General features: G+C 67.6%; 18 protein-coding genes. 4 read left to right on the top strand and 14 right to left on the bottom strand.

What is annotated here, in order from left to right:
• Nucleotides 1-16 precede the first annotated feature (16 nt).
• Complete coding sequence (locus ATK74_RS06685) at nucleotides 17-694, top strand: peptidylprolyl isomerase (RefSeq protein ID WP_245840794.1); 678 nt, start codon at nucleotides 17-19, stop codon at nucleotides 692-694.
• Here the strand turns inward: ATK74_RS06685 and ATK74_RS06680 are convergent.
• Both ATK74_RS06680 and ATK74_RS06675 read right to left on the bottom strand, forming a co-directional pair.
• A complete protein-coding gene (locus ATK74_RS06680; protein ID WP_098460307.1) occupies nucleotides 681-1,472 on the bottom strand; it encodes an alpha/beta fold hydrolase in 792 nt (263 codons plus the stop codon). The genes ATK74_RS06685 and ATK74_RS06680 overlap by 14 nt on opposite strands.
• Entirely contained in the window at nucleotides 1,472-1,747 is a 276-nt protein-coding gene (locus tag ATK74_RS06675; RefSeq protein ID WP_098460306.1) for a hypothetical protein, read from the bottom strand. The genes ATK74_RS06680 and ATK74_RS06675 overlap by 1 nt, the downstream gene beginning before the upstream one ends.
• 61 nt (nucleotides 1,748-1,808) lie before the next feature.
• On the opposite strand from ATK74_RS06675, the gene nucS reads away from it, so the two are divergent.
• A complete protein-coding gene (gene nucS / locus ATK74_RS06670) occupies nucleotides 1,809-2,513 on the top strand; it encodes an endonuclease NucS (protein ID WP_098460305.1) in 705 nt (234 codons plus the stop codon).
• A 3-nt stretch (nucleotides 2,514-2,516) separates the two neighbouring features.
• On the opposite strand, the gene ATK74_RS06665 is transcribed toward nucS, so the two are convergent.
• The 4 genes from ATK74_RS06665 to pgm all read right to left on the bottom strand — a co-directional run bounded on the left by ATK74_RS06665 (nucleotide 2,517) and on the right by pgm (nucleotide 7,053).
• Nucleotides 2,517-3,743 carry an AI-2E family transporter gene (locus tag ATK74_RS06665; protein ID WP_098460304.1) on the bottom strand — a complete coding sequence of 409 codons (1,227 nt, stop codon included), beginning with the start codon at nucleotides 3,741-3,743 and terminating at the stop codon, nucleotides 2,517-2,519.
• Nucleotides 3,740-4,876: a DivIVA domain-containing protein gene (locus tag ATK74_RS06660; RefSeq protein ID WP_169923765.1), complete on the bottom strand. Its 1,137-nt coding sequence runs from the start codon at nucleotides 4,874-4,876 to the stop codon at nucleotides 3,740-3,742. Before ATK74_RS06660 ends, ATK74_RS06665 begins: the two co-directional genes overlap by 4 nt.
• Nucleotides 4,877-4,961: 85 nt before the next feature.
• Nucleotides 4,962-5,402, bottom strand: a complete 441-nt coding sequence (gene mce / locus ATK74_RS06655; protein WP_098460302.1) for a methylmalonyl-CoA epimerase — start codon at nucleotides 5,400-5,402, stop codon at nucleotides 4,962-4,964.
• A gap of 22 nt (nucleotides 5,403-5,424) precedes the next feature.
• Complete coding sequence (gene pgm, locus ATK74_RS06650) at nucleotides 5,425-7,053, bottom strand: phosphoglucomutase (alpha-D-glucose-1,6-bisphosphate-dependent) (protein WP_098460301.1); 1,629 nt, start codon at nucleotides 7,051-7,053, stop codon at nucleotides 5,425-5,427.
• Between the two features lie 86 nt (nucleotides 7,054-7,139).
• Between pgm and ATK74_RS06645 the strand changes: the two genes are divergently transcribed.
• Nucleotides 7,140-8,027, top strand: coding sequence for a tetratricopeptide repeat protein (locus tag ATK74_RS06645; protein ID WP_143483581.1), 888 nt, complete (start codon nucleotides 7,140-7,142; stop codon nucleotides 8,025-8,027).
• Here ATK74_RS06645 and ATK74_RS06640 read toward each other — a convergent pair.
• From ATK74_RS06640 to ATK74_RS06605, 8 genes are all read right to left on the bottom strand, one after another.
• Nucleotides 8,024-8,605 (bottom strand): DJ-1/PfpI family protein, encoded by a 582-nt coding sequence (locus tag ATK74_RS06640; protein ID WP_098460299.1) that lies wholly within the window; start codon nucleotides 8,603-8,605, stop codon nucleotides 8,024-8,026. The two genes, ATK74_RS06645 and ATK74_RS06640, sit on opposite strands and share 4 nt — an antisense overlap.
• Before the next feature lie 12 nt (nucleotides 8,606-8,617).
• Nucleotides 8,618-11,032 carry an MFS transporter gene (locus ATK74_RS06635; RefSeq protein WP_098460298.1) on the bottom strand — a complete coding sequence of 805 codons (2,415 nt, stop codon included), beginning with the start codon at nucleotides 11,030-11,032 and terminating at the stop codon, nucleotides 8,618-8,620.
• 171 nt (nucleotides 11,033-11,203) lie between these two features.
• Nucleotides 11,204-13,096, bottom strand: a complete 1,893-nt coding sequence (gene glgB / locus ATK74_RS06630) for a 1,4-alpha-glucan branching protein GlgB (protein WP_098460297.1) — start codon at nucleotides 13,094-13,096, stop codon at nucleotides 11,204-11,206.
• Complete coding sequence (locus tag ATK74_RS06625; protein ID WP_098460296.1) at nucleotides 13,096-14,412, bottom strand: phosphotransferase; 1,317 nt, start codon at nucleotides 14,410-14,412, stop codon at nucleotides 13,096-13,098. The genes glgB and ATK74_RS06625 overlap by 1 nt, the downstream gene beginning before the upstream one ends.
• The gene (locus ATK74_RS06620; protein WP_098460295.1) at nucleotides 14,396-16,456 is read right to left on the bottom strand and encodes an alpha-1,4-glucan--maltose-1-phosphate maltosyltransferase; all 2,061 of its coding nucleotides are present in this window, start codon (nucleotides 16,454-16,456) and stop codon (nucleotides 14,396-14,398) included. The genes ATK74_RS06625 and ATK74_RS06620 overlap by 17 nt, the downstream gene beginning before the upstream one ends.
• Before the next feature lie 106 nt (nucleotides 16,457-16,562).
• Nucleotides 16,563-16,829 (bottom strand): cytochrome C oxidase subunit IV family protein, encoded by a 267-nt coding sequence (locus tag ATK74_RS06615; RefSeq protein ID WP_098462083.1) that lies wholly within the window; start codon nucleotides 16,827-16,829, stop codon nucleotides 16,563-16,565.
• Nucleotides 16,830-16,831: 2 nt separating this feature from the next.
• Nucleotides 16,832-17,461 (bottom strand): cytochrome c oxidase subunit 3, encoded by a 630-nt coding sequence (locus ATK74_RS06610; protein WP_169923764.1) that lies wholly within the window; start codon nucleotides 17,459-17,461, stop codon nucleotides 16,832-16,834.
• On the bottom strand, nucleotides 17,448-18,233 hold the full coding sequence (locus ATK74_RS06605; RefSeq protein WP_098460293.1) for a hypothetical protein: 786 nt from the start codon (nucleotides 18,231-18,233) through the stop codon (nucleotides 17,448-17,450). Before ATK74_RS06605 ends, ATK74_RS06610 begins: the two co-directional genes overlap by 14 nt.
• Nucleotides 18,234-18,323: 90 nt before the next feature.
• Here ATK74_RS06605 and ATK74_RS06600 point away from each other — a divergent pair, with 90 nt between their 5' ends.
• Nucleotides 18,324-18,887, top strand: coding sequence for a TetR/AcrR family transcriptional regulator (locus ATK74_RS06600; protein WP_098460292.1), 564 nt, complete (start codon nucleotides 18,324-18,326; stop codon nucleotides 18,885-18,887).
• Nucleotides 18,888-18,922: the final 35 nt, after the last annotated feature.

Here is an 18,922-nt window from a genome sequence, read left to right as displayed (position 1 = left end):
CTGGCACAGTGTCAGGGTGAACAAAGCCTGGATCATCACCGCAACCACTGTCGCCTTCGCCCTGACCGGCTGTGTGGCGCCGATCACCGCAACGCCCCAGCCGAGCGCCAGTTCCGCGGCCGCAGCGCCGGGTGTGAGCTGCCAGTACGCCGCCGGAGGGGACGCCGCCGGCAAGGTGAAGCTGCCCCCGACCAGCGGGGTGGCGAACACCGGCAGCGTCGATCTGACGATGACCCTCAGCGGGTCCGCGGTCGGCCTGACTCTGGATCGAGTGCGGACGCCGTGCACGACCAACTCCTTCGTGTCCCTGGCCGCCCAGGGCTACTTCAACGGCACGTCCTGCCACCGCCTGGTCGACTCGGGGATCTTCGTTCTGCAGTGTGGCGATCCGACCGGAACCGGATCGGGTGGCCCCGGCTACCAGTTCCCCGATGAGCTGACCGGTGACGAAACCTATGGCGCAGGCACGTTGGCCATGGCCAATGCCGGCCCGAACACCAACGGTTCGCAGTTCTTCATCGTGTACGCCGACTCGTCGCTGCCGCCCAGCTACACGGTGTTCGGCAAGGTGGACGCCGCCGGGCTGAAGGTGGTCGAGAAGATCGCCAAGGCCGGCCAGGACAACTCCTTCGGCAGCGCCGGTGGCGGGAAGCCGAAGGCGCCGGCCGTGATCGAGGCGATTACGCCTCGCTGAGCTCGGCCAGCCGGACCAGGGCGCCGATCACGGCGTCCGGGTTGTCGGCGTGCACCCAGTGCCCGGCCCCGGGGATGACGACCTGCTCGACGGCAGGGAAGAGTCGCCGCATGGTCGGCAGGTGCTCGGGACGGCAGTAGCGGGACCGTTCACCGGTCAGCCACAGCGTCGGGCCCGGGTAGCTGACCGGCCCGGGGTCGGGCCAGTCGGCGATGGCGTCCAGGGACGAGCCGAGCAGGTCGAGGTTGAGCTGCCAGTGCCAGCCGCCGCGCCGGCGCAGGTTCTGCAGCAGCAGACCGCGGCTGGCGTCGTCGGAGATGCTGGCGGCCAGCAACTGATCGGCCTCGGTGCGCGACTCCAGCCGGGTCAGGTCGAGGCCGCGCATAGCCGCGACCAAGGGGGCAAAGCTGCTCACCTGGTCGGAGACTGCCGGAGCGATGTCCGCCACGCCGAGGCCGGCCACCAGGCCCGGATGCCGCAGCGCGGTGAGCATGGCCACCTTGCCGCCCAGGGAGTGCCCGACCAGGATCAGCCGCGCGGCCGAGCCGAGTCGCAGCTCTATCTCCTCGGCCACCTGGTCGGCCAGCGCGGGGTAGCTGAAGGTGTCGGTCCAGCCGCTGCGTCCGTGGTTGGGCAGATCGAACAAGACGGTGGGGTAGCCCTGCTCAGCCAGCGCGGCGGCGATGCTCGACCAGTTGCGGCCGCGTCCGAACAGGCCCGGCAGGATCGCGAAGCGTGGGCGTCCGCTGCCCACCAGCTCGGTGTAGATCGTCGTCATCAGCGCCGCCGAGCCCAGCAGGCGGTGTGCCAGTGCCGGCGTTCTTCCACGGCCGAGGTGAAGCCCAGGCTCGGCTCCCGCGGCCAGGACACCAGATGCGCGGTGCCCGGCGGGAGCTGCTGGTTGCAGCCCGGGCACAGGTAGGTCTTGTCGGCCGCGTCGGACGGCATTGTCTGCACCATCCAGTCGCCGTCGGCCTTGTGCTCCAGCCGGGCGAAAGCGCCGCTGGACAGGGGCCGAGCCGGCCGCAAGTGCTTGGAGGGTCGCTTGGCCATAGAGAAGTCCTATGCCAAGCTCCGCGCTCAGGCAAGTCGATGGTCAGGGTAAGTTGTTCCGGTGCGCTTGTTGATTGCCCGATGTCAGGTCGACTACGCCGGACGATTGTCCGCTCATTTGCCGATGGCGTTGCGGCTGATCATGGTGAAGTCGGACGGCTCGGTCTCGGTGCATGCCGATGATCGTGCCTACAAGCCGCTGAACTGGATGAGCGCGCCGTGCACGCTAACGGTGCACGACCCGGCCACCAGTGAGCTGGCCGAGGGGCTGCCAACCGAGCTCAGCGAGCTCTGGGAGGTCCGCAACAAGGACGGCGACCGGCTGCTGATCTCGATCGGCGAAGTGGTGCACGACTCGAACCATGAGTTGGGAGTCGATCCGGGGCTGCAGAAGGACGGGGTCGAGGCCCACCTGCAGCAACTACTCGCCGCGAACCCGGAGACCTTCGGGCCCGGCTGGACACTGGTCACCCGCGAGCACCAGACCCCGATCGGTCCGGTCGACCTGCTCTATCGGGACGCGACCGGTCGCTACGTGGCCGTCGAGGTGAAGCGGAGGGGCGAGATCGACGGGGTCGAGCAACTCACCCGCTACCTCGAACTGATGAACGCCGACCCGCTGCTGCACCCGGTGCGGGGAGTGTTCGCCGCGCAGCAGATCAAGCCGCAGGCTCGCACCCTGGCCGGCACCCGCGGGATCGACTGCGTCCTGCTGGACTACGACGGGCTGCGCGGTCTCGACAACGCCGACGAGCGGCTGTTCTAGGCCTCAGCTGCGGTCCAGGTGGGGGACCAGCACCTCTCGGTAGAGCAGGAGCAGTGCGGCCATGGTCGGCACCGCGAGGATCGCGCCTACGATGCCCAGCAACAAGCCGCCGGAGATGGCAGCCAGCATCACCAGGATGCCGGGGATCTGTACCGACTTGGCGAAGACCCGGGGCTGGATGAAGTACGCGTCGAACTGCTGGTAGCAGAGGAAGAAGATCAACGTGATCAGGCCGGTCGTGGGGTTCGACGCAAAGGCCACGATCGAGATGATCACCGTCGAAATCGTGGGACCCACCAGCGGAACGAAGGCGAACAGGCCGACCACAACGGCGAGTGCCAGCGCGTACTGGGAGAGCCCGATGATGTTCAAGAAGGTGAAGGCGACGGCCATGGCGATCGCGACCACCGTGAACAGCCCGGAGACATACCCACCAACCCGCTTGAACATCTCGTTGGCCAGGTAGCGCACTCGCGGACGCCGCGATGCGGGCGCCAACTGGTAGATGACGTCCTTGATCGACGGCAGCGCGGTCAGGAAGTACAAGGTGAGCACGACGGTGATCGTCACCGAGAACACGGTGTTCGCCAGGGCTTGCCCGGCGCCGACCAGGCCGCCGAACAGCCCGCTGATCAGGTCGCCGGAGGTCAGGAAGCTGATCGCCTTCGAAATCAGCCCGAACTGGGCGTCCAGGGCGGCGATCTGCGGGTTCTGTCGCAGGTTCTGCAGCAATGACGGTGCCTGGGTCATCAGGGTGGACACCTGATCGCTGACCAGCGGGAAGAGCGCCCACCCGGCCAGAGCGAGGATGATCAGCAGCACGAGCGCGACGATCAGCACCGCCAAGCCGCGGCGCAAGCCGTGGTTGTGCAACCAGCTGACCATCGGGTTCAGCCCGAGCGCGATGGCGAAGGCCAGACAGATCAGGATCACCACCGAATGGACCCCGACGACCAGGTTGACCACGCCGATCGCAGCCAGGACGCCGATGGTGACCTCGAAACCGAGCCGAATGGGGTTCCGGTTGAGCAGCGAGATCCGCTGCTCCGGTTCCCCACCCATGGCGCCGGGGAAGTCCGGCGGCGTCGGCTGGGTGATTCGCCGCCAGCGCCGCAGCCAACTCCGACTGGCGCCGGGAGCAGCCGAGGGCGTCCTCGCCGAACTCGCCGGGATCGGACCCTGCGGGGGGACGGGAGGAATCGCCTGCGGCTGCCCCTCAGCGTTGGTCATGACGCGGGGGTCGCCTCAGCGTCGGTGGCGACGGCCGGCGGCTCCGGCTGCGCCTCGGCCGGGCTGGCCGGGGTGGCCGGAGTGCCTGCGGACGCCGAGCCCTGCGGCTCCTCGTCATCGGCGTACTCGACCATGCTCTTGCCAGCCAGCGCGGAGAGCTCGCCCAGCTGGCCGAGGATCGCCCGCTGGCGTCCCTTGAGCAGCTGCACCCGGGCCTCGATCTCGTTCCGCTTGGCTTCGGCCGCCTCGACCGCGGCAGTGTGAATCGCCTTGGCCTTGTTGTTCGCGGTGGCCACGATGTTGTCGGCCTGCGTCTTGGCGGCGGCCACGATATTGGCCGCCTCGTCGATCGCCGCCTGGCGCCGCTGGCTCCAGGTCACCGAGTCGGAGGTGATCTTGGCCTGGTACTCCTCGGCCTGGGCGCGGGCGGTGGCCACGATCCCGTCCAGTTGCGCCGAGGCGGCGTCCTGGGCCTGCTTGAGGGCGGCCAGGGCGGCTTCCTTCTCGGCCTGGGTCTTGGCGGCCTGCTCGGCGGCGAGCCGCTCCACCTCGGCCTGACGGGCCTGTGCGGCGGCTGCGGCCTGCTCGCCCACCAGGGCGGCCTTGCTCTGCGCTTCGGCGATGATCTGCTCGGCCTCGCGCTGGGCGGCGGCGCGGATCATGCCGGCCTCGTCCTTGGCTTCGCTGAGCTCGGTGGCCGTCTGCTCGCTGAGTCGCTTACGCAGTGCGGCCAGTTCTTCGGTGGACGCGTCCCGCGAGGCGTCCAGCTGCAGCCGGGTCTCGCTGGTCAGCTTTTCGGCCTGCTTCTTGGCATCTCCGAGGAGCTGGTTTGCTTGTGCCTGGGCAGTGGCAATGAGCTCTTCGGCTTGAGACTCGGCGGCACGCAGCATCCCCCTGGCGTGCGACCCGAGCTTTGAGAAATCGGTGTTCTCGGCATTGGCGGTCGCCGTGGTGATTTGCTTGTGCTGTTGGCGCAGTTGCGCCTTCGCCTTGGCCAGCTGGGCCTCAACATCCCGGACGTAGGCATCAACGGCGCCCTTGTCGTAGCCGCGCAGTGCTGCAGGGAAGTTGCCGACCGCGGATGCGGTCTCGTCGAAAAGGTCCAGACCGGTGGTGGTCTCGTCATTGCTCACTGTTGTGATCCCTTTCACATTCGACTGCAAATGCTACTGGCCCGGACCGCCAAAGACAGTGCCGGGCCAGTGCCAATCTCAGTTCTTAGTGACCTGCGACCGGCTGGGTGATTTCCAGCAGGACGCCGCCGGTGTCCTTCGGGTGCGCGAAGTTGATCCGGGCGCCGCCGGTGCCGGTCTTCGGCTCCGGGTAGAGCAGCCGGACGCCACGCTCGCGCAGCTTCGCCGAGACCGCGTCGATGTCGGCCACGCGGTAGCACAGCTGCTGCATGCCCGGACCGTTCTTGGCCAGGAACTTGGCGATGGTGGAGTTCTCGTTGAGCGGAGCCAGCAGCTGGATCTGGGCGTTCTCGGCCAGCTGATCACCGGTTCCGATCATCGCCTCCTCGACACCCTGCTCCTCGTTGGTCTCGCGGTGCAGCACGCGCCAGCCCATCACCTCGGTGTGGAACTTGATCGCCTCGTCCAGGTCGGGCACGGCAAGCCCGACGTGGTCGATGCAGATGAAGAGATCGTCGTTGTTCATACCTTCAGCCTCTCACAGTTGGTCAGACCAGAACTGCGTCGACCACCTGTTTGGCCTCGTCCTGAACCTGTGCCAGGTGGGCGGGGCCGAGCAGCGATTCGGCGTAGATCTTGTACACATTCTCCGTCCCCGATGGACGTGCGGCGAACCACGCCGAGGCGGTGGTCACCTTCAGACCGCCGATGGCGGCTCCGTTACCGGGGGCATGAGTCAAGGTGGCGGTGATCGGCTCACCGGCCAGGGTGGTGGCAGCCACGTCCGAGGCGTTCAGCTTGGCCAGCTTGGCCTTCTGCTCGCGGGTGGCGGGGGCATCGATCCGGGCGTAGCTGGACGCTCCGAACCGGGCTTCCAGCTCGGCGTAGTGCTGGCTGGGGGTCTTCCCGGTGACCGCAATGATCTCAGAGGCCAGCAGGGCCAGCAGGATGCCGTCCTTGTCGGTGGTCCAGGTGGAGCCGTCCTTGGCCAGGAAGGACGCCCCGGCTGACTCCTCGCCGCCGAAGCCGAGCTCGCCGCTGATCAGCCCGGGGACGAACCACTTGAAGCCGACCGGCACCTCCACCAGCCGGCGGCCCAGGTCGGCGGCCACCTTGTCGATCAGGGACGAGGAGACCAGGGTCTTGCCGATGGCGGCGTCCGCGCGCCAGTGCGGACGGTTGCGGTACAGGTAGCCGATCGCCACCGCCAGGTAGGCGTTGGGGTTCATCAGGCCGGCGTCCGGGGTGACGATGCCGTGCCGGTCGGAGTCGGCATCATTGCCGGTGGAGATGTCGAACCGGTCCCGGTTGGCGATCAGGCTGGCCATGGCATAGGGCGAGGAGCAGTCCATCCGGATCTTGGCGTCCCAGTCCAGGGTCATGAACCGCCAGGTCGGATCGACCGTGGGGTTGATCACTGTCAGGTCGATGCCCAGCCGCTCGGCGATATAGCCCCAGTACTGGACCGAGGCCCCACCCAGCGGATCGGCGCCGATCCGGACGCCGGCCGCGGCGATGGCGTCCAGCTCGATGGCATTGCGCAGGTCCTCGCAGTAGGCACCCAGATAGTCCTCCCGGACGACGTCAGCGGCGGCGCGGGCATACGGCGTCCGGGCGATGGCGGACGGGTTGGCGAGCAGCTGATTGGCCCGGGCGGCGATCCATCCGGTGGCGTCGGTGTCGGCCGGGCCGCCGTGCGGCGGGTTGTACTTGAAGCCACCGTCGCGGGGCGGGTTGTGCGAGGGGGTCACCACGATGCCGTCGGCGCGCGGACCCTCGTGGGTCTTGTTGTAGACGATGATGGCCCGGGACACCGCCGGGGTCGGGGTGTAGTCCTGGTCCCGCTCGGCGCGGATCGCAACGCCGTTGGCGTGCAGCACCTCGATGGCGGTCCTCCAGGCCGGCTCGGACAGGGCGTGGGTGTCCTTGCCGATGAACAGCGGGCCGGTGATGCCCTGGGCGGCCCGGTACTCCACGATGGCCTGGGTGGTGGCCGCGATGTGAGCGTCGTTGAAGGCGGCGTCCAGGCTGGAGCCGCGGTGCCCGGAGGTTCCGAAGACGACCTGCTGATCGGGATTGGCCGGGTCGGGCACCAGGTCGTAGTAGGCCCCGATCAGAGCATCGACATCGATCAGATCTTGTGGTCCGGCAAGGAGTCCGGCGCGGCTGTCAACCATGAGCCCATCTTGCCAAGTCGCGGCCCGGACGGCCATGTGACCGGCCCAGATGAGCAGGGTTTCGCGACGACTGGCACAATGCCTAGGTGACTCCTGCTGGTTTCAACCCGACTCGGGCAATGGATCTGTCGTCGATCGTCGCTGCGGCCAAGGCGCCGCCGCCTCCGCCGGGGGCGAGCTACGTGATGGAGGTCGACGAGCGGAACCTCGAGCAGGTCATCTCGCTCTCGCTGCGCTTCCCGGTGGTGCTGGAGCTGAACTCGCCGCGGGCCAACGCGGACGCCCTGTCGCAGACGCTCACCGAGCTGGCCAATGCCGCCGGCGGTGCCTGGTTGCTGGGACGGATCAATGTGGACGCATCGCCGCAGGTGGCGGCCGCTTTCGGGATCCAGGCCGTGCCGGCTGTGATCGGCGTGGTGGGTGGTCAGCTGGCACCGATGTGGCAGGGCACCAAGGACAAGGTGGAGGCGCAGGCCTATCTGGACCAGTTGCTCCAGGTGGCCGCCGCCAACGGCGTCGTCGGACGCGCCGAGCCGGTCAGCGTGGACAGTGAGGCCGGCCCGGATCCGCGCTTCGCGGCAGCCGACGCGGCCCTGGCCGAAGGCAACTTCGATGCAGCCGTGGCCGAGTTCGACAAGCTGCTGGCGGCGTCCCCCAATGACGCCGAGGCCAAGGCCGGACGGGCCCAGGCGGCCCTGCTCGGCCGGGTCAGCACGGCCGACCCGGCACAGGCGCTGCAGCGGGCCGCCGCCGCGCCTGCTGATGTCGAGCTGCAGCTGGCCGCTGCTGACGCCGAAGTCTTCGGTGGCGCTGCCGAGCAGGCCTTCGCCCGGTTGATCGAGGTGATCCGGATCACCACGGGGGACCAGCGCGAGCAGGTCCGGCTGCGGTTGCTGGAGCTCTTCGAGACCGTCGGTGGCACCGACCCGGCAGTGCTCAAGGCGCGCCGGGACCTGATGAGCGCTCTGTTCTAGACCGGCGGCTCGGGGTCGTACTGGATGGCGCGGCGCACCTGGCGAGCGCGTTCGGTGCCGGCCAACCGGTCCACCAGATGCAAGGCCATGTCGATCCCTGCGCTGACTCCTGCCGAGGTGACCACGTCGCCGGAGTCCACCCACCGAGAATCCCGGTCGGGGCGGCAGTCCGGAGCGAGTTCGAGAAGTTCGTCGTAGGCGGAGTGATACGTGGTCACCGGTCGGCCGGCGAGCAGTCCTGCGGCCGCCAGCACGAGAGCTCCGGTGCAGACGCTGGTCACCAGCGCACCGCGTCGATGCGCAGCCCGTACCCACTCCAGGGTGGCCGGCTCCCGCAGGATCCGTCGGGTGCCCTGGCCACCGGGAACCACGATCAGTTGGTAGTCGTCGGTGCGGACCTCATGCGGGGTGAACACTGCGGTCTTGGCTGCGGTGACCGGGCCGGCCTCGGCCGCGCAGAGCGCCACCTCCCAGCCGTCCTCGGGGAACTGCAGGCTCCAGGCGGAGAGCACCTCCCATGGGCCGATCGCATCGAGTTCTTCCACGCCGTCGAACAACAAGATTCCCGCTCGGTTCATGACGGCATTGTGTCACTCGGTCTTGGCGCGCCTCGGGTAGAGGACCAGCAGCCCGGCGGCCAGCAGGGCGGCAACCAGGGTGGATAGGTAGATGCCGCGGAAGCCCTCGTTGAGAGTGCTGGCGAAGGTCGACTGCAGGGTGGGGCCGAGTTCGTCGATCTTGGCCAGGTACTGGGTGCGGGAGGTCTCGAAGGCGCCGGGGACGGCGTCGCGGAGCACCACCAGCTTGGCCCGGCTGTCGGCCAGCTCCGCCTGGGCGCCGGCCAGCTCGTCGCGGGCGTTGATCAGCTTCGTGCGGTCCTTCCCGGCCTTGGCGAGCTTGCCGTCCAGAGTGTGCAACGACGTGCGCAGTGCCGCTCGCTTGCCGACCAGCGTGGCCCGTTGGGCCTTCAGTGCCTTCTGCTTGTCGGCCAGGGCGGCTCGGCCCTGCCCGGCGCCGGCGATCGCGGCATCGAGCTCGGTGAGCTGGGCGTGGAGCTGCTGGGCGGGTGGCGGCTCGGGTGTGCCCGGCGGAAGTGCGTCCATGATCTGGTCGTAGGCAGCCTGCACCCCGGCCCGGGCTTGCCGCAGCCTGGCCAGGTCGGAGTCCAGCTTGCGCAGCCCCCGGGACATCCCGTCGATGCCCTTGGTCATCCCGTTGATGGCCTTGGTCATTCCGGCCACGCCCGAACGCATCCCGGTCCGGGCCTTCTCCATCCCGTCGATGCCCTTCTGGATCCCGTTCACCGCCTTGGTCAGCTTGGCGTGAGCCTTGTCCAGGTCGGTGGCTGCCTGATCCAGACTGGCCAACCCGGTGTTCACTCCGTCGGTGATGTCAGCGATCACCGACGGGGTCTGCTGAGCGAACATCCGATCGGCCACGGTCTTGGTCCGCTCGGTGATGGTGGTGACGTCGGCGGTCTTGAGCAGCTCGACCAAGTCCGGCGGCAGCGAGCCGCCGCCGTTGATGTCGATGGTGACGCTCTGTCCGCCCAGATCAGGGAAGTTGACGCCGGCCAGCTTGTCCTTGAGGTTCGGGTCCTTCTTGAGCTGGCTGAACCTCTGCTCCAGCTCGCTGGCGTAGGGCAGGGTCGGCGCGTCGAGTTTGGTCGGCAGCTCGGCGGTGAGCGCAGCCTGCAGTCCGGTGCCGGCATGGGCCAGGAAGCCGATCAGGAAGGCCGGGGCCAGGGTGGTGCCGATCGAGCGAACCAGGGACAAAGTGGCCAACGCCGAGTTCGCCTCGGCAGCCGGCGTCCGGTCCAGCATCATGTAGTTCAGCGGCGAGCCGATGGTGAAGCCCAGCCCCAGGCCCATCAAAGCCAGCGTGATGCAGACGCTCCACCAGGACGGAGAGGGGATCGCCCACCAGGCCCCGACCGCCGCGGCGATGGCCGAGGTGATCACGCCGAAGCCGAGCACGACCTTGGGCCCGAACTTGTCGGTGAGGGTGCCGGACAGCGGTGCCCCGATCCCGGAGAACAACCCCAGGATGATCACGAAGTAGCCGCCCTGGCCGGTCGGGATGCGCAGCGCGTTTTCGGCGAACTGCGGAACGAAGATCACCCCCATCAGGATCACCCCGGACAGCAGCGCGAGCAGCAGGGTGACGCCGATGGCGAAATCGGTGAAGTAGCCGAGGTTCAGCACCGGGTCGGCGGCGCGCCGCTCAGCGAGGACGAACACCGGCGCTAGCAGGACGAAGGCCAGCAGGAACGGGTACACGTCCAGGCTGGACAGGCTGGACAGGTCGAAGAAGTCGATGTTCCGCAGTCCGTAGAGCAGCGACAAGATCATGGCCACCAGCAGGGTGATGCCCAGCAGGTCGATCTTGGCGACGCTTTCGGCCTTGTGGTTAGGCAGCAGGATCAGCCCGGCGACGATGATCACCACGCTGATCGGGACGTTCACGTAGAAGATGTATTGCCAGTTGTGGGCGCCGAAGGCGTCAAGAATCAGGCTGCCGGCGCTGGAGCCGAAGATGTTGGCCACCCCGTAGACGCCACCGACCAGGCCCAGCGCCATGCCACGCTTCTCGGCCGGCACCGAGGTGCCGAACTCGGCGGTGGCGATTGGGACGATGCCGCCGCCACCCAGCGCCTGGATGGCCCGGGCCGCGATCAGCAGTTCGAAGCTGCCGACGTCCTGGCTGAGTCCGCACAGCAGTGAGCCGAGTCCGAACAGGGTGATCGAGATCAGGTAGATCGGCTTGCGTCCGTAGCGGTCGGCCAACTTGCCCATCACCGGGATCGAGGCCGCGTAGGCGAGGGTGTAGATGGTCAGCATCCACACCCCGGTCTTGTCGTCGACGCCCAGATCGTTCTGGATCAGAGTGCGGGCCGGGGTGACGATGCCGGTGTCGATCGCCCCCATGAAGATGCCCAGCAGATAGATGGCCAACAGCGCGCCAAGACGAGTGGTCTTGGCCGGCACCGTCCCCGGAAGGGTCATCGCGGCACTCCTGAGCGAGTAGTTAGCGTCTGGCTAACCATACTCATAGGGCGAAGTATTCCCGCAATGAGTTGTTTTGACCCCTCTTCGCCACATTCGGAGCCGCAGAAAGGGGGGACTGTCCCTTTCCTGCGGGACGAGGGGCGGCCCGGGCCGACGGAACGTTCCGGACTAGCCCCGATGTCGCAGGTACACCGTCCCCAGCGGCGGTACCACCAACGTGGCGCTGGCCGGCTGTCCGTTCCAGGGGACGGCCGTGGCAGTGATCTGGCCGAGGTTGCCGAAGGTGCCGGTGCCGTCGTAGAGCTCGGCGTCGGAGTTCAGGATCTCCTCCCAGGCCCCGGCCGCTGGCAGCCCGATCCGGTAGGACGTCCACGGCTCGGAGGAGAAGTTGGAGATGACCGCCACCTGGTTCCCGGCCTCGTCGCTGCGCAGCCAGGAGAAGGTGTTGGCACCGCGATCGTCGGCGTTGATCCAGCGGAAGCCGGCCGGCTCACTGTCCAACTGCCACAGCGCCGGGTTCTCCCGATAGATCCGGTTGAGGTCCTTGAACAGCAGCTGCAGGCCGCGGTGGCCCCACAGGTCGCTGACCCACCACTCCAGGGCGACCGCTTCGTTGAACTCCGAGCGCTGGCCGAACTCGCAGCCGGCGAAGATCAGCTTCTTGCCCGGGAAGCCCCACATGAAGGAGTAGAAGCTGCGCAGGGTGGCGAACTGGCGCCAGCTGTCCTGCGGCACCTTGTTGATCATCGAGCCCTTGCCGTGGACCACTTCGTCATGGGAGATCGGCAGGATGAAGTTCTCCGAGTAGGCGTAGACCATGGCGAAGGTCATCAGGTCGTGGTGGTACTGCCGGTGGATCGGCTCCTCGGCCAGGTAGCGCAAGGAGTCGTTCATCCAGCCCATGTTCCATTTGAACCCGAAGCCCAGCCCGCCGGCATGGACGGGCTTGGTGACCCCATCGAATGAGGTGGACTCCTCGGCGATCATCACGACGCCGGGGACCCGCTCGTAGAGGTGGGAGTTCACATAACGCAGGAAGTCGATGGCTTCGAGGTTCTCCCGGCCGCCGTAGATGTTGGGCACCCACTCGCCCTCGTTGCGCGAGTAGTCCAGATAGAGCATGGACGCCACCGCATCCACCCGCAGGGCGTCGATGTGGTACTCGGTCACCCAGTACAGGGCGTTGGAGACCAGGAACGACTTCACCTCGTTGCGGCCGTAGTTGAAGATGTAGGTGCCCCAGTCCTTGTGCTCGCCCTGGCGGGGGTCGGCGTGCTCGTACAGCGCCGTCCCGTCGAAGCGGCCCAGCGCCCAATCGTCCTTGGGGAAGTGGCCGGGCACCCAGTCCAGGATCACCCCGATGCCGGCTTGATGCAGCCGATCGACCAGGTGCCGGAACTCGTCGGGATGGCCCAGCCGCGACTGCGGAGCGAAGTAGTTGGTCACCTGGTAGCCCCAGGACGGCTCGAAGGGGTGCTCGGTGACCGGCATGAACTCCACGTGGGTGAAGCCCTGCCAGGTGACGTACTCGACGATCTCGTCGGCCAGCTCCCGGTAGGACTTGCCCTTGCGCCAGGAGCCCAGATGCAGCTCGTAGATCGACATGGCCTCGGCGTGCGGTTGAGCCGTGGCGCGCCGGGACAGCCAGTCCTGATCCGACCACTGGTAAGTCGAGCTGTAGACGATCGAGGCGTTGTTCGGAGCCTGCTCGGCGAAGAAGCCGACCGGGTCGACCTTCTCGTGCCACACGCCGTCGGCGCCCAGCACGTTGTACTTGTAGAGAGCCCCGGTGCCGACCCCTTCGACGAACAGCGCCCAGACCCCGGAGCCGGGGATCAGGTGCATATCGTCCCCGGTCCACCAGTTGAAGTCGGCGTTCAGCCGCACCTGGGTGGCGTTCGGTGCCCAAACGGCGAATCGGGTGCCGTGGATCTCGCCGCGCTCGTCATCGAAGAGGACCAGCTCGTGAGCTCCCAGCCGGCGCCAACACTCGGTGTCGCCGCCGGTGTGAAAGCCTTCCAGGTCGGTTCCGGTGAGGCCGCCGGTCAGATCGTGTGCCATCAGAACTCCTTCGGTCTGATAGTGGGCCCGCCCTGAGCTCTCACAAGCTCATCTTGGACCGCTCGGAGCGGAATGTGGGCCCAACCCGGCCGATTCCGCACTTCATAAACAACTTCGTAGATTGCCTTGTCCAGCAGGTAAGCCTGGAGAATGGCGGGCTGAACCGGACGGTGCCGACCGTAGCCGTCCAGGAAGGCGCCGGTGGCCTCGGCGGTCCAGCCGAGGGCCGCGCTGGAGTCGGGATCGGCGGCCGCGCTGCGGGCGTAGTCGAGGCTGCGCAGGGCTCCGGCCACGTCACGGACCGGGGTGTCGAACTCCCGGCGTTCGGCCAGCGACTTCAGTGGCTCGCCCTCGAAATCGATGATCACCCACGGCGACTGGCCGTCCGCGGCCGGGCGATGCAGCGCCTGGCCCAGGTGGAAGTCGCCGTGCACGCGCTGGGTCGTCAGGCGTTGGCCGCGCAGCCGATCGAAGACTTCGGTCACCGCAGGGGCGTGGACGGCCAACTCGGGGACCGCCTCGGCGGCCACCTGGTAGCGGTCGAGCATCACCTCGGCCAGCTCGTCCCCGCTCCGCTCGGCCGTGCCGAAGGCGGAGGCCAACTCGTCGTGCAGCACCGCCAGCGCGTGACCGAGATCGGCGGACGCCTCGGCGAAGCTGCTCGTCGCCGCCGCGGCCGAGGTGGCGAACACCCAGCCATCAGTGATGCCGGTGATCCGCTGATAGAACATGCCCAGGTCGTAGTCATCGGCCCGCAGGACGCCGAACAGTCGCGGAGTGATCTCGCCGGGCAGCCGCTCGAGAACTTCGGCGTCCAGGTTCGCCCCGGGCTCCAGCTTGCGGAACAACTTCAGCAGGGCGCCGTCACCGAGCACAACGGTGGTGTTGCTCTGCTCGCCGCGGTAACGCCGCATCCGCGCCCCGGGATCGACTGCGGACGGCTCCAGCCAGCGCATGCCCGGCGGCGGTGAGGTCAGCAGGGCGTCGACCAGCGCCGTCAACGAGCCGCCGTCCTCGGTGGCATCGAAGAACTCCACCTCGCCCAGATCGTCGAGGCGTACCCGACCCAGCGGGGCCGGGACGTCCGCGGTTCCCGGCCGGACGTAGCCGACCAGCAGCTGGAAGACCTCGTCCGGGCCGTCCGGATAGCTCACGGTGGCCAGCTCGGAGCGCACCGCTGGCCAACTGCCGGCCGGGGTGTACCAGTCCAGCGCGGTCAGGGCGCTGACTCGTGCTGAGCGGCCCTTGCCGGAGAACCAGCGGGCCTGCTCGAGATGTCGCTGCCAGGCAGCGGCGGCGTCAGCGGCCCAGGACATGCAGGATGTGGGCGGGGTTGGTCGGAGTGAGCCGGACGAAGTTGAGCCCGCCCCAGGTGAAGTTCGCCCCGGTGAGCTCGTCCCGCAGGTCGACGGTGTCGGAGCTGATGCCCAGCGCCGGCAGATCCAGGTAGAGCTCGCTCTCCACGGTGTGCTCGGGGTCCAGGCTGCAGATCACGATCACGGTGTCGTCGCCATCGTTCTTGGCGAAGGCCAGCACCTGATCATTGGCCGTCGAGATGAAGCTGATCCGGCGCAGCTGCTGCAAGGCCGGATGATCGCGGCGAATCCGGTTCAGCTTGCCCAGCAGCAGGTTGAGGTTCGGCTCGGCGTGGTAGTCGCGGGGCCGGTACTCGTACTTCTCCGAGTCCAGATACTCCTCGCCGCCCTCGCGAAAGGCCTTGTGCTCGAACAGTTCGAAGCCGGAGTAGACCCCCCAGCTGGGTGAACCGGTAGCGGCAAGGATGGCCCGGATGGCGAAGGCGGCCGGGTTGCCCGACTGCAGGAAGAAGGGGTTGATGTCCGGGGTGTTCACGAAGAAGTTCGGACGGTAGAAGGCGTCGGTGTCCTGGCTGAGCTCGGTCAGGTACTCCTGGAGTTCTCGCTTGTCGTTTCGCCAGGTGAAGTAGGTGTAGCTCTGGTGGAAGCCCACCTTGCCCAGCGTGTGCATCATCTCGGGACGGGTGAAGGCCTCGGCCAGGAACAGCACGTCCGGGTCGCTTTCGCGCAGTTCGCGCAGGATCCAGGCCCAGAACTGCACCGGCTTGGTGTGCGGGTTGTCGATCCGGAAAATCCGCACGCCGTGCGACATCCACAGCTTCAGGATCCGCAGGACCTCGTGGTAGATCCCGACCGGATCGTTGTCGAAGTTGATCGGGTAGATGTCCTGATACTTCTTGGGCGGGTTCTCGGCGTAGGCGATGGTTCCGTCCAGCCGGGTGGTGAACCACTCCGGGTGGGTGGTGACCCACGGATGATCGGGGGACGCCTGGAGGGCGAAGTCGAGGGCGATCTCCATGCCCAGGCTGCGGGCCTTGGCCACGAACCTGTCGAAGGAGTCCCAGTCGCCCAGATCCGGATGGATGGCGTCGTGGCCGCCCTCGGCCGAGCCGATCGCCCACGGTGAGCCCGGGTCGGCCGCGGTCGGAGTCAGGCTGTTGTTGCGTCCCTTGCGGAAGGCGGTGCCGATCGGATGGATCGGCGGCAGGTAGACCACGTCGAAGCCCATGGCGGCCACGTCCTCCAGGCGCTGATGGCTGGAGTCGAAGGTGCCCGAGGTCCACTTCTTGGTCTTGGGGTGATAGCTGGCCTGCTGGGAGCGCGGGAAGAACTCGTACCAGCTGGAGAACAGCGCGGTCCGGCGATCCACCTGGATCGGGTAGTCGGCGGTGGGGGAGACCAGCTCCCGCGGGCCGTAGGAGGCCATGGCCCGGGTGATCGCTTTGGCCGCCACCGCGTCCAGCAGATCGGCCGGAGCCCGGTTGGGTAGCAGCAGGTCGGCCGTGGATCGCAACACCGATGCGTCCAGCTGATCACCGGTCTCCAGTGCCCGGGTGGCCGCATCGTTGAGCAGGTGCCGGCCTTCCAGACAAACCAGCTCCACGTCGATCTCGGCGGGCAGCTTGGCCTCGGCATTGTGGAGCCAAGTGGCCCACGGGTCGGACCAGCCCTCCACCCGGAACCGCCAGTGGCCGGGCTGGTCGAGCCGCACCCAGGCCTCCCACGGGTCGAGGCCTCGTGGCTCGACCGCGATCATCGGGTGACGCTGCTCAGTGCCGTCCGGGGTGGTCAGCACCACTGAGGCATTGACCGCGTCGTGGCCCTCCCGGAAGACCTTGGCTCGGATCGGGATCAGTTCACCGACGCTGGCCTTGGCCGGGTAGCTGCCGGCTTCGACGACCGGGCTGAGCCCGGCCACCGGAATCCGGCCGAAGCCGAGACTCGGCACGCTGGGCGCGGTCAGGACGAGGCTGGTCGGGGTCACCGCTGCAGGGGGCTCGACCGGGGGGCTGGCGGGGCGCTTGCGCGACGGGCTGCTGCTCACGGCCCAAACCTAGCCCCTGCTCCGGGCGCAAAGCACCTACCGGGATCCGGTTCGCAGGATTGCGGCAGGGACGGCTGCGGTGGCACCGGGGAGGGGCGCCGCACCGTCACGGGGTGGCCAGGTGGAACGCGAGGATCATGCCGGTGACCGCAACGATCCAGCCCAACGCGATGGCCTGGATCAGCCGTGGCGCGGTCCGCAGTTCCATGAACTCGAACGCAACGAGCGTGGCTTTGACCCCCGCCACGAGGATTGTGACGGTGAGCGCCACATTGACCGGCAACCCCAGCAGGGTGACCGCCCAGGTGACCAGAACGGTCGCGGAGAGGAGGACAACCCACACCCGGGTCTGACGTCGAGGAATCGTTTGCATGATCACTTCAGCAGGTAGAGCAGCGGGAAGATGACGATCCACAGCACGTCCACGACGTGCCAGTAGAGGGTGGCGGTCTCGAACCAGCGCACGGTCAGCGCCCGGGCCGGGTCGCGGAGTCGGAGCCAGTAGATGGCGAAGATCACGCCGCCGCCGATCACATGGAGCAGATGCAGGCCGGTGATCAGGAAGTAGTACTGGAAGAAGAGATCGGTTCCGATGTTGATGCCGTGCTCGATCACACCGGTGTACTCCGATGCCTTGAGCGCGACGAAGATCGCTGCCCCGAGAGCCGTCCCGCCTACCCAGCCGCGGACGTGTTCGCGCCGCCCATTCCGTGCCGCGTGCAGGGCGTTGGCCGCGAACCAGGAGCTGGTCAGCAGCAACAGCGTGTCGATGCCACCGCGAGTCGGATCGAGGAGTGCATGTCCGGTGGCGAAGGTGGCCGGCGCCTGGGCCCGGGCCAGGAGGAAGGCGGCGAACAGCAGGGTGAAGTTCGCCACGTCGAGGCCGAAGAGGGCCCATAGCTCTGGCACACCGGGGATCCGCCGATCGCTGCGAGGTGCGGTGGCCTCCTCGGCGGCGGGGACGCCGCGCGCCGAGGAGACCGTCAGCTGCTCAGAAGGTCGCAACGGCTTCCCTCTGGACGCGCTGTTCCGCCGCAGGCTCGTCGATCGCGCCGATCTCGATCGGAGCTTCGATGCCGTGCTTGTTGAGGAAGCGGATCGCGGAGATGTTGTAGACCAGGAAGAAGGCGAACCAGAACACCGCTGCGCCGAAGAAGTTCCACAGGCCTCCGTAGGCCAGCGGCCCGGTCATGAAGAACGGGAGCACCGTCTCGGTCGAGAAGGTCACCCCGGAGAAGAACGCGAAGATGGCCGCCCAGCGCGGGAAGATCAGGTTCTTCGACTTGTCGGCCAGGGTGAAGACGCCCAGGGCGAAGCACTGCATGGTGGTGATCGCATAGATCATGTTGATCATGTACCAGCCGAGGGTGGTCGCCATCTTGATCAGGTCCGGGTTGATCTCCGTGCCGGAGACCGATGCCGACCAGGCCCACAGCACCGGGCTCTGGATGAGCGTCCACGCCGTGAAGCACCCGCCGATGAGCTGCATCATCGAGAGCGTGTGATTGCCGCGCTCGCGCTTCCACATGAGCGTGGTGAGCAGGATGCTCAGCGCCGCGTAGAGGAAGCCGAAGAACGCGGCCAGGCTCATCCCGATCATGATCTGGGTGCGGTGCGGCAGGTAGAAGTTGTCGACGAGCTCCTGGCCGGTCCAGGACGCCTGGGCCGGCGGCAGGTTGTTACCGAGCACGATGAAGGTCAGCGCGTAGGTGATCACCCACGCGATGCCGAGCCAGGCCGACACCTTGTCGATCCTGAGCAAGGTCTTGTGATCCATTCCGGATTCTCCTCTCGCTAGCGGGGCGCTAGGCTAACGATCGGTAGCATAGCTCGCGAAACTACCGATCGGTAGTTTGAGGAGGTTGGTGTGTCGTCGGACAGCGCACTGCACGGCACTGGCGCCGCGCTGAAGCGGACGCGAGGCGGTCGCGATCGCCTGCTCCAGGCCGCGACGGAGTTGTTCAACGCTCATTCGCTGGCGGGGACGTCGCTGCAGATGATCGCGAACGCCCTCGGCATCCGAAAGGCGTCGATCTACAGTCATTTCGAGTCCAAGGAGGAGCTGATCAACTCGCTCCTGGTCCCGGTGCTCGACGAGGCCGAAGCGGCCGTGGGACGGCTGCAGGCCGGTCCGGATCGGGACCGCGCGGAGGCCGGTGCCCGGTTCCTGGCGGACTTCTATGTCGAGCATCGGCGGGTGGTCGGCCTGGTGCTCCTGGATCGGGGCGGACTCGACCCGGCACTCAACGCCCGCGTCGAGAGCCTGGTGGCCGCGCTGGGCGCCGTCCTGGCCGGCAACGCCGATCCGGCGGCGGCGGCGCGGGGCGAAGGCACGGTCTACGGGATGGCCGCCGTCGTCCAGCGGCGTCCGACGCTCAGCGATCCGGAGTTGCGTGACCTCTTGAAGGAAGTCCTCGGGATCGACGACTGACGGCCACGGTCGATGGCATCATCGCCGGCGGGTCG

Origin of the sequence: Propionicimonas paludicola, assembly GCF_002563675.1 — a bacterium.
GTDB lineage: Bacteria > Actinomycetota > Actinomycetes > Propionibacteriales > Propionibacteriaceae > Propionicimonas > Propionicimonas paludicola.
The sequence above is the reverse complement of the archived record's forward strand: the minus strand, read 5'-3'. Positions and strand labels throughout refer to the sequence as shown.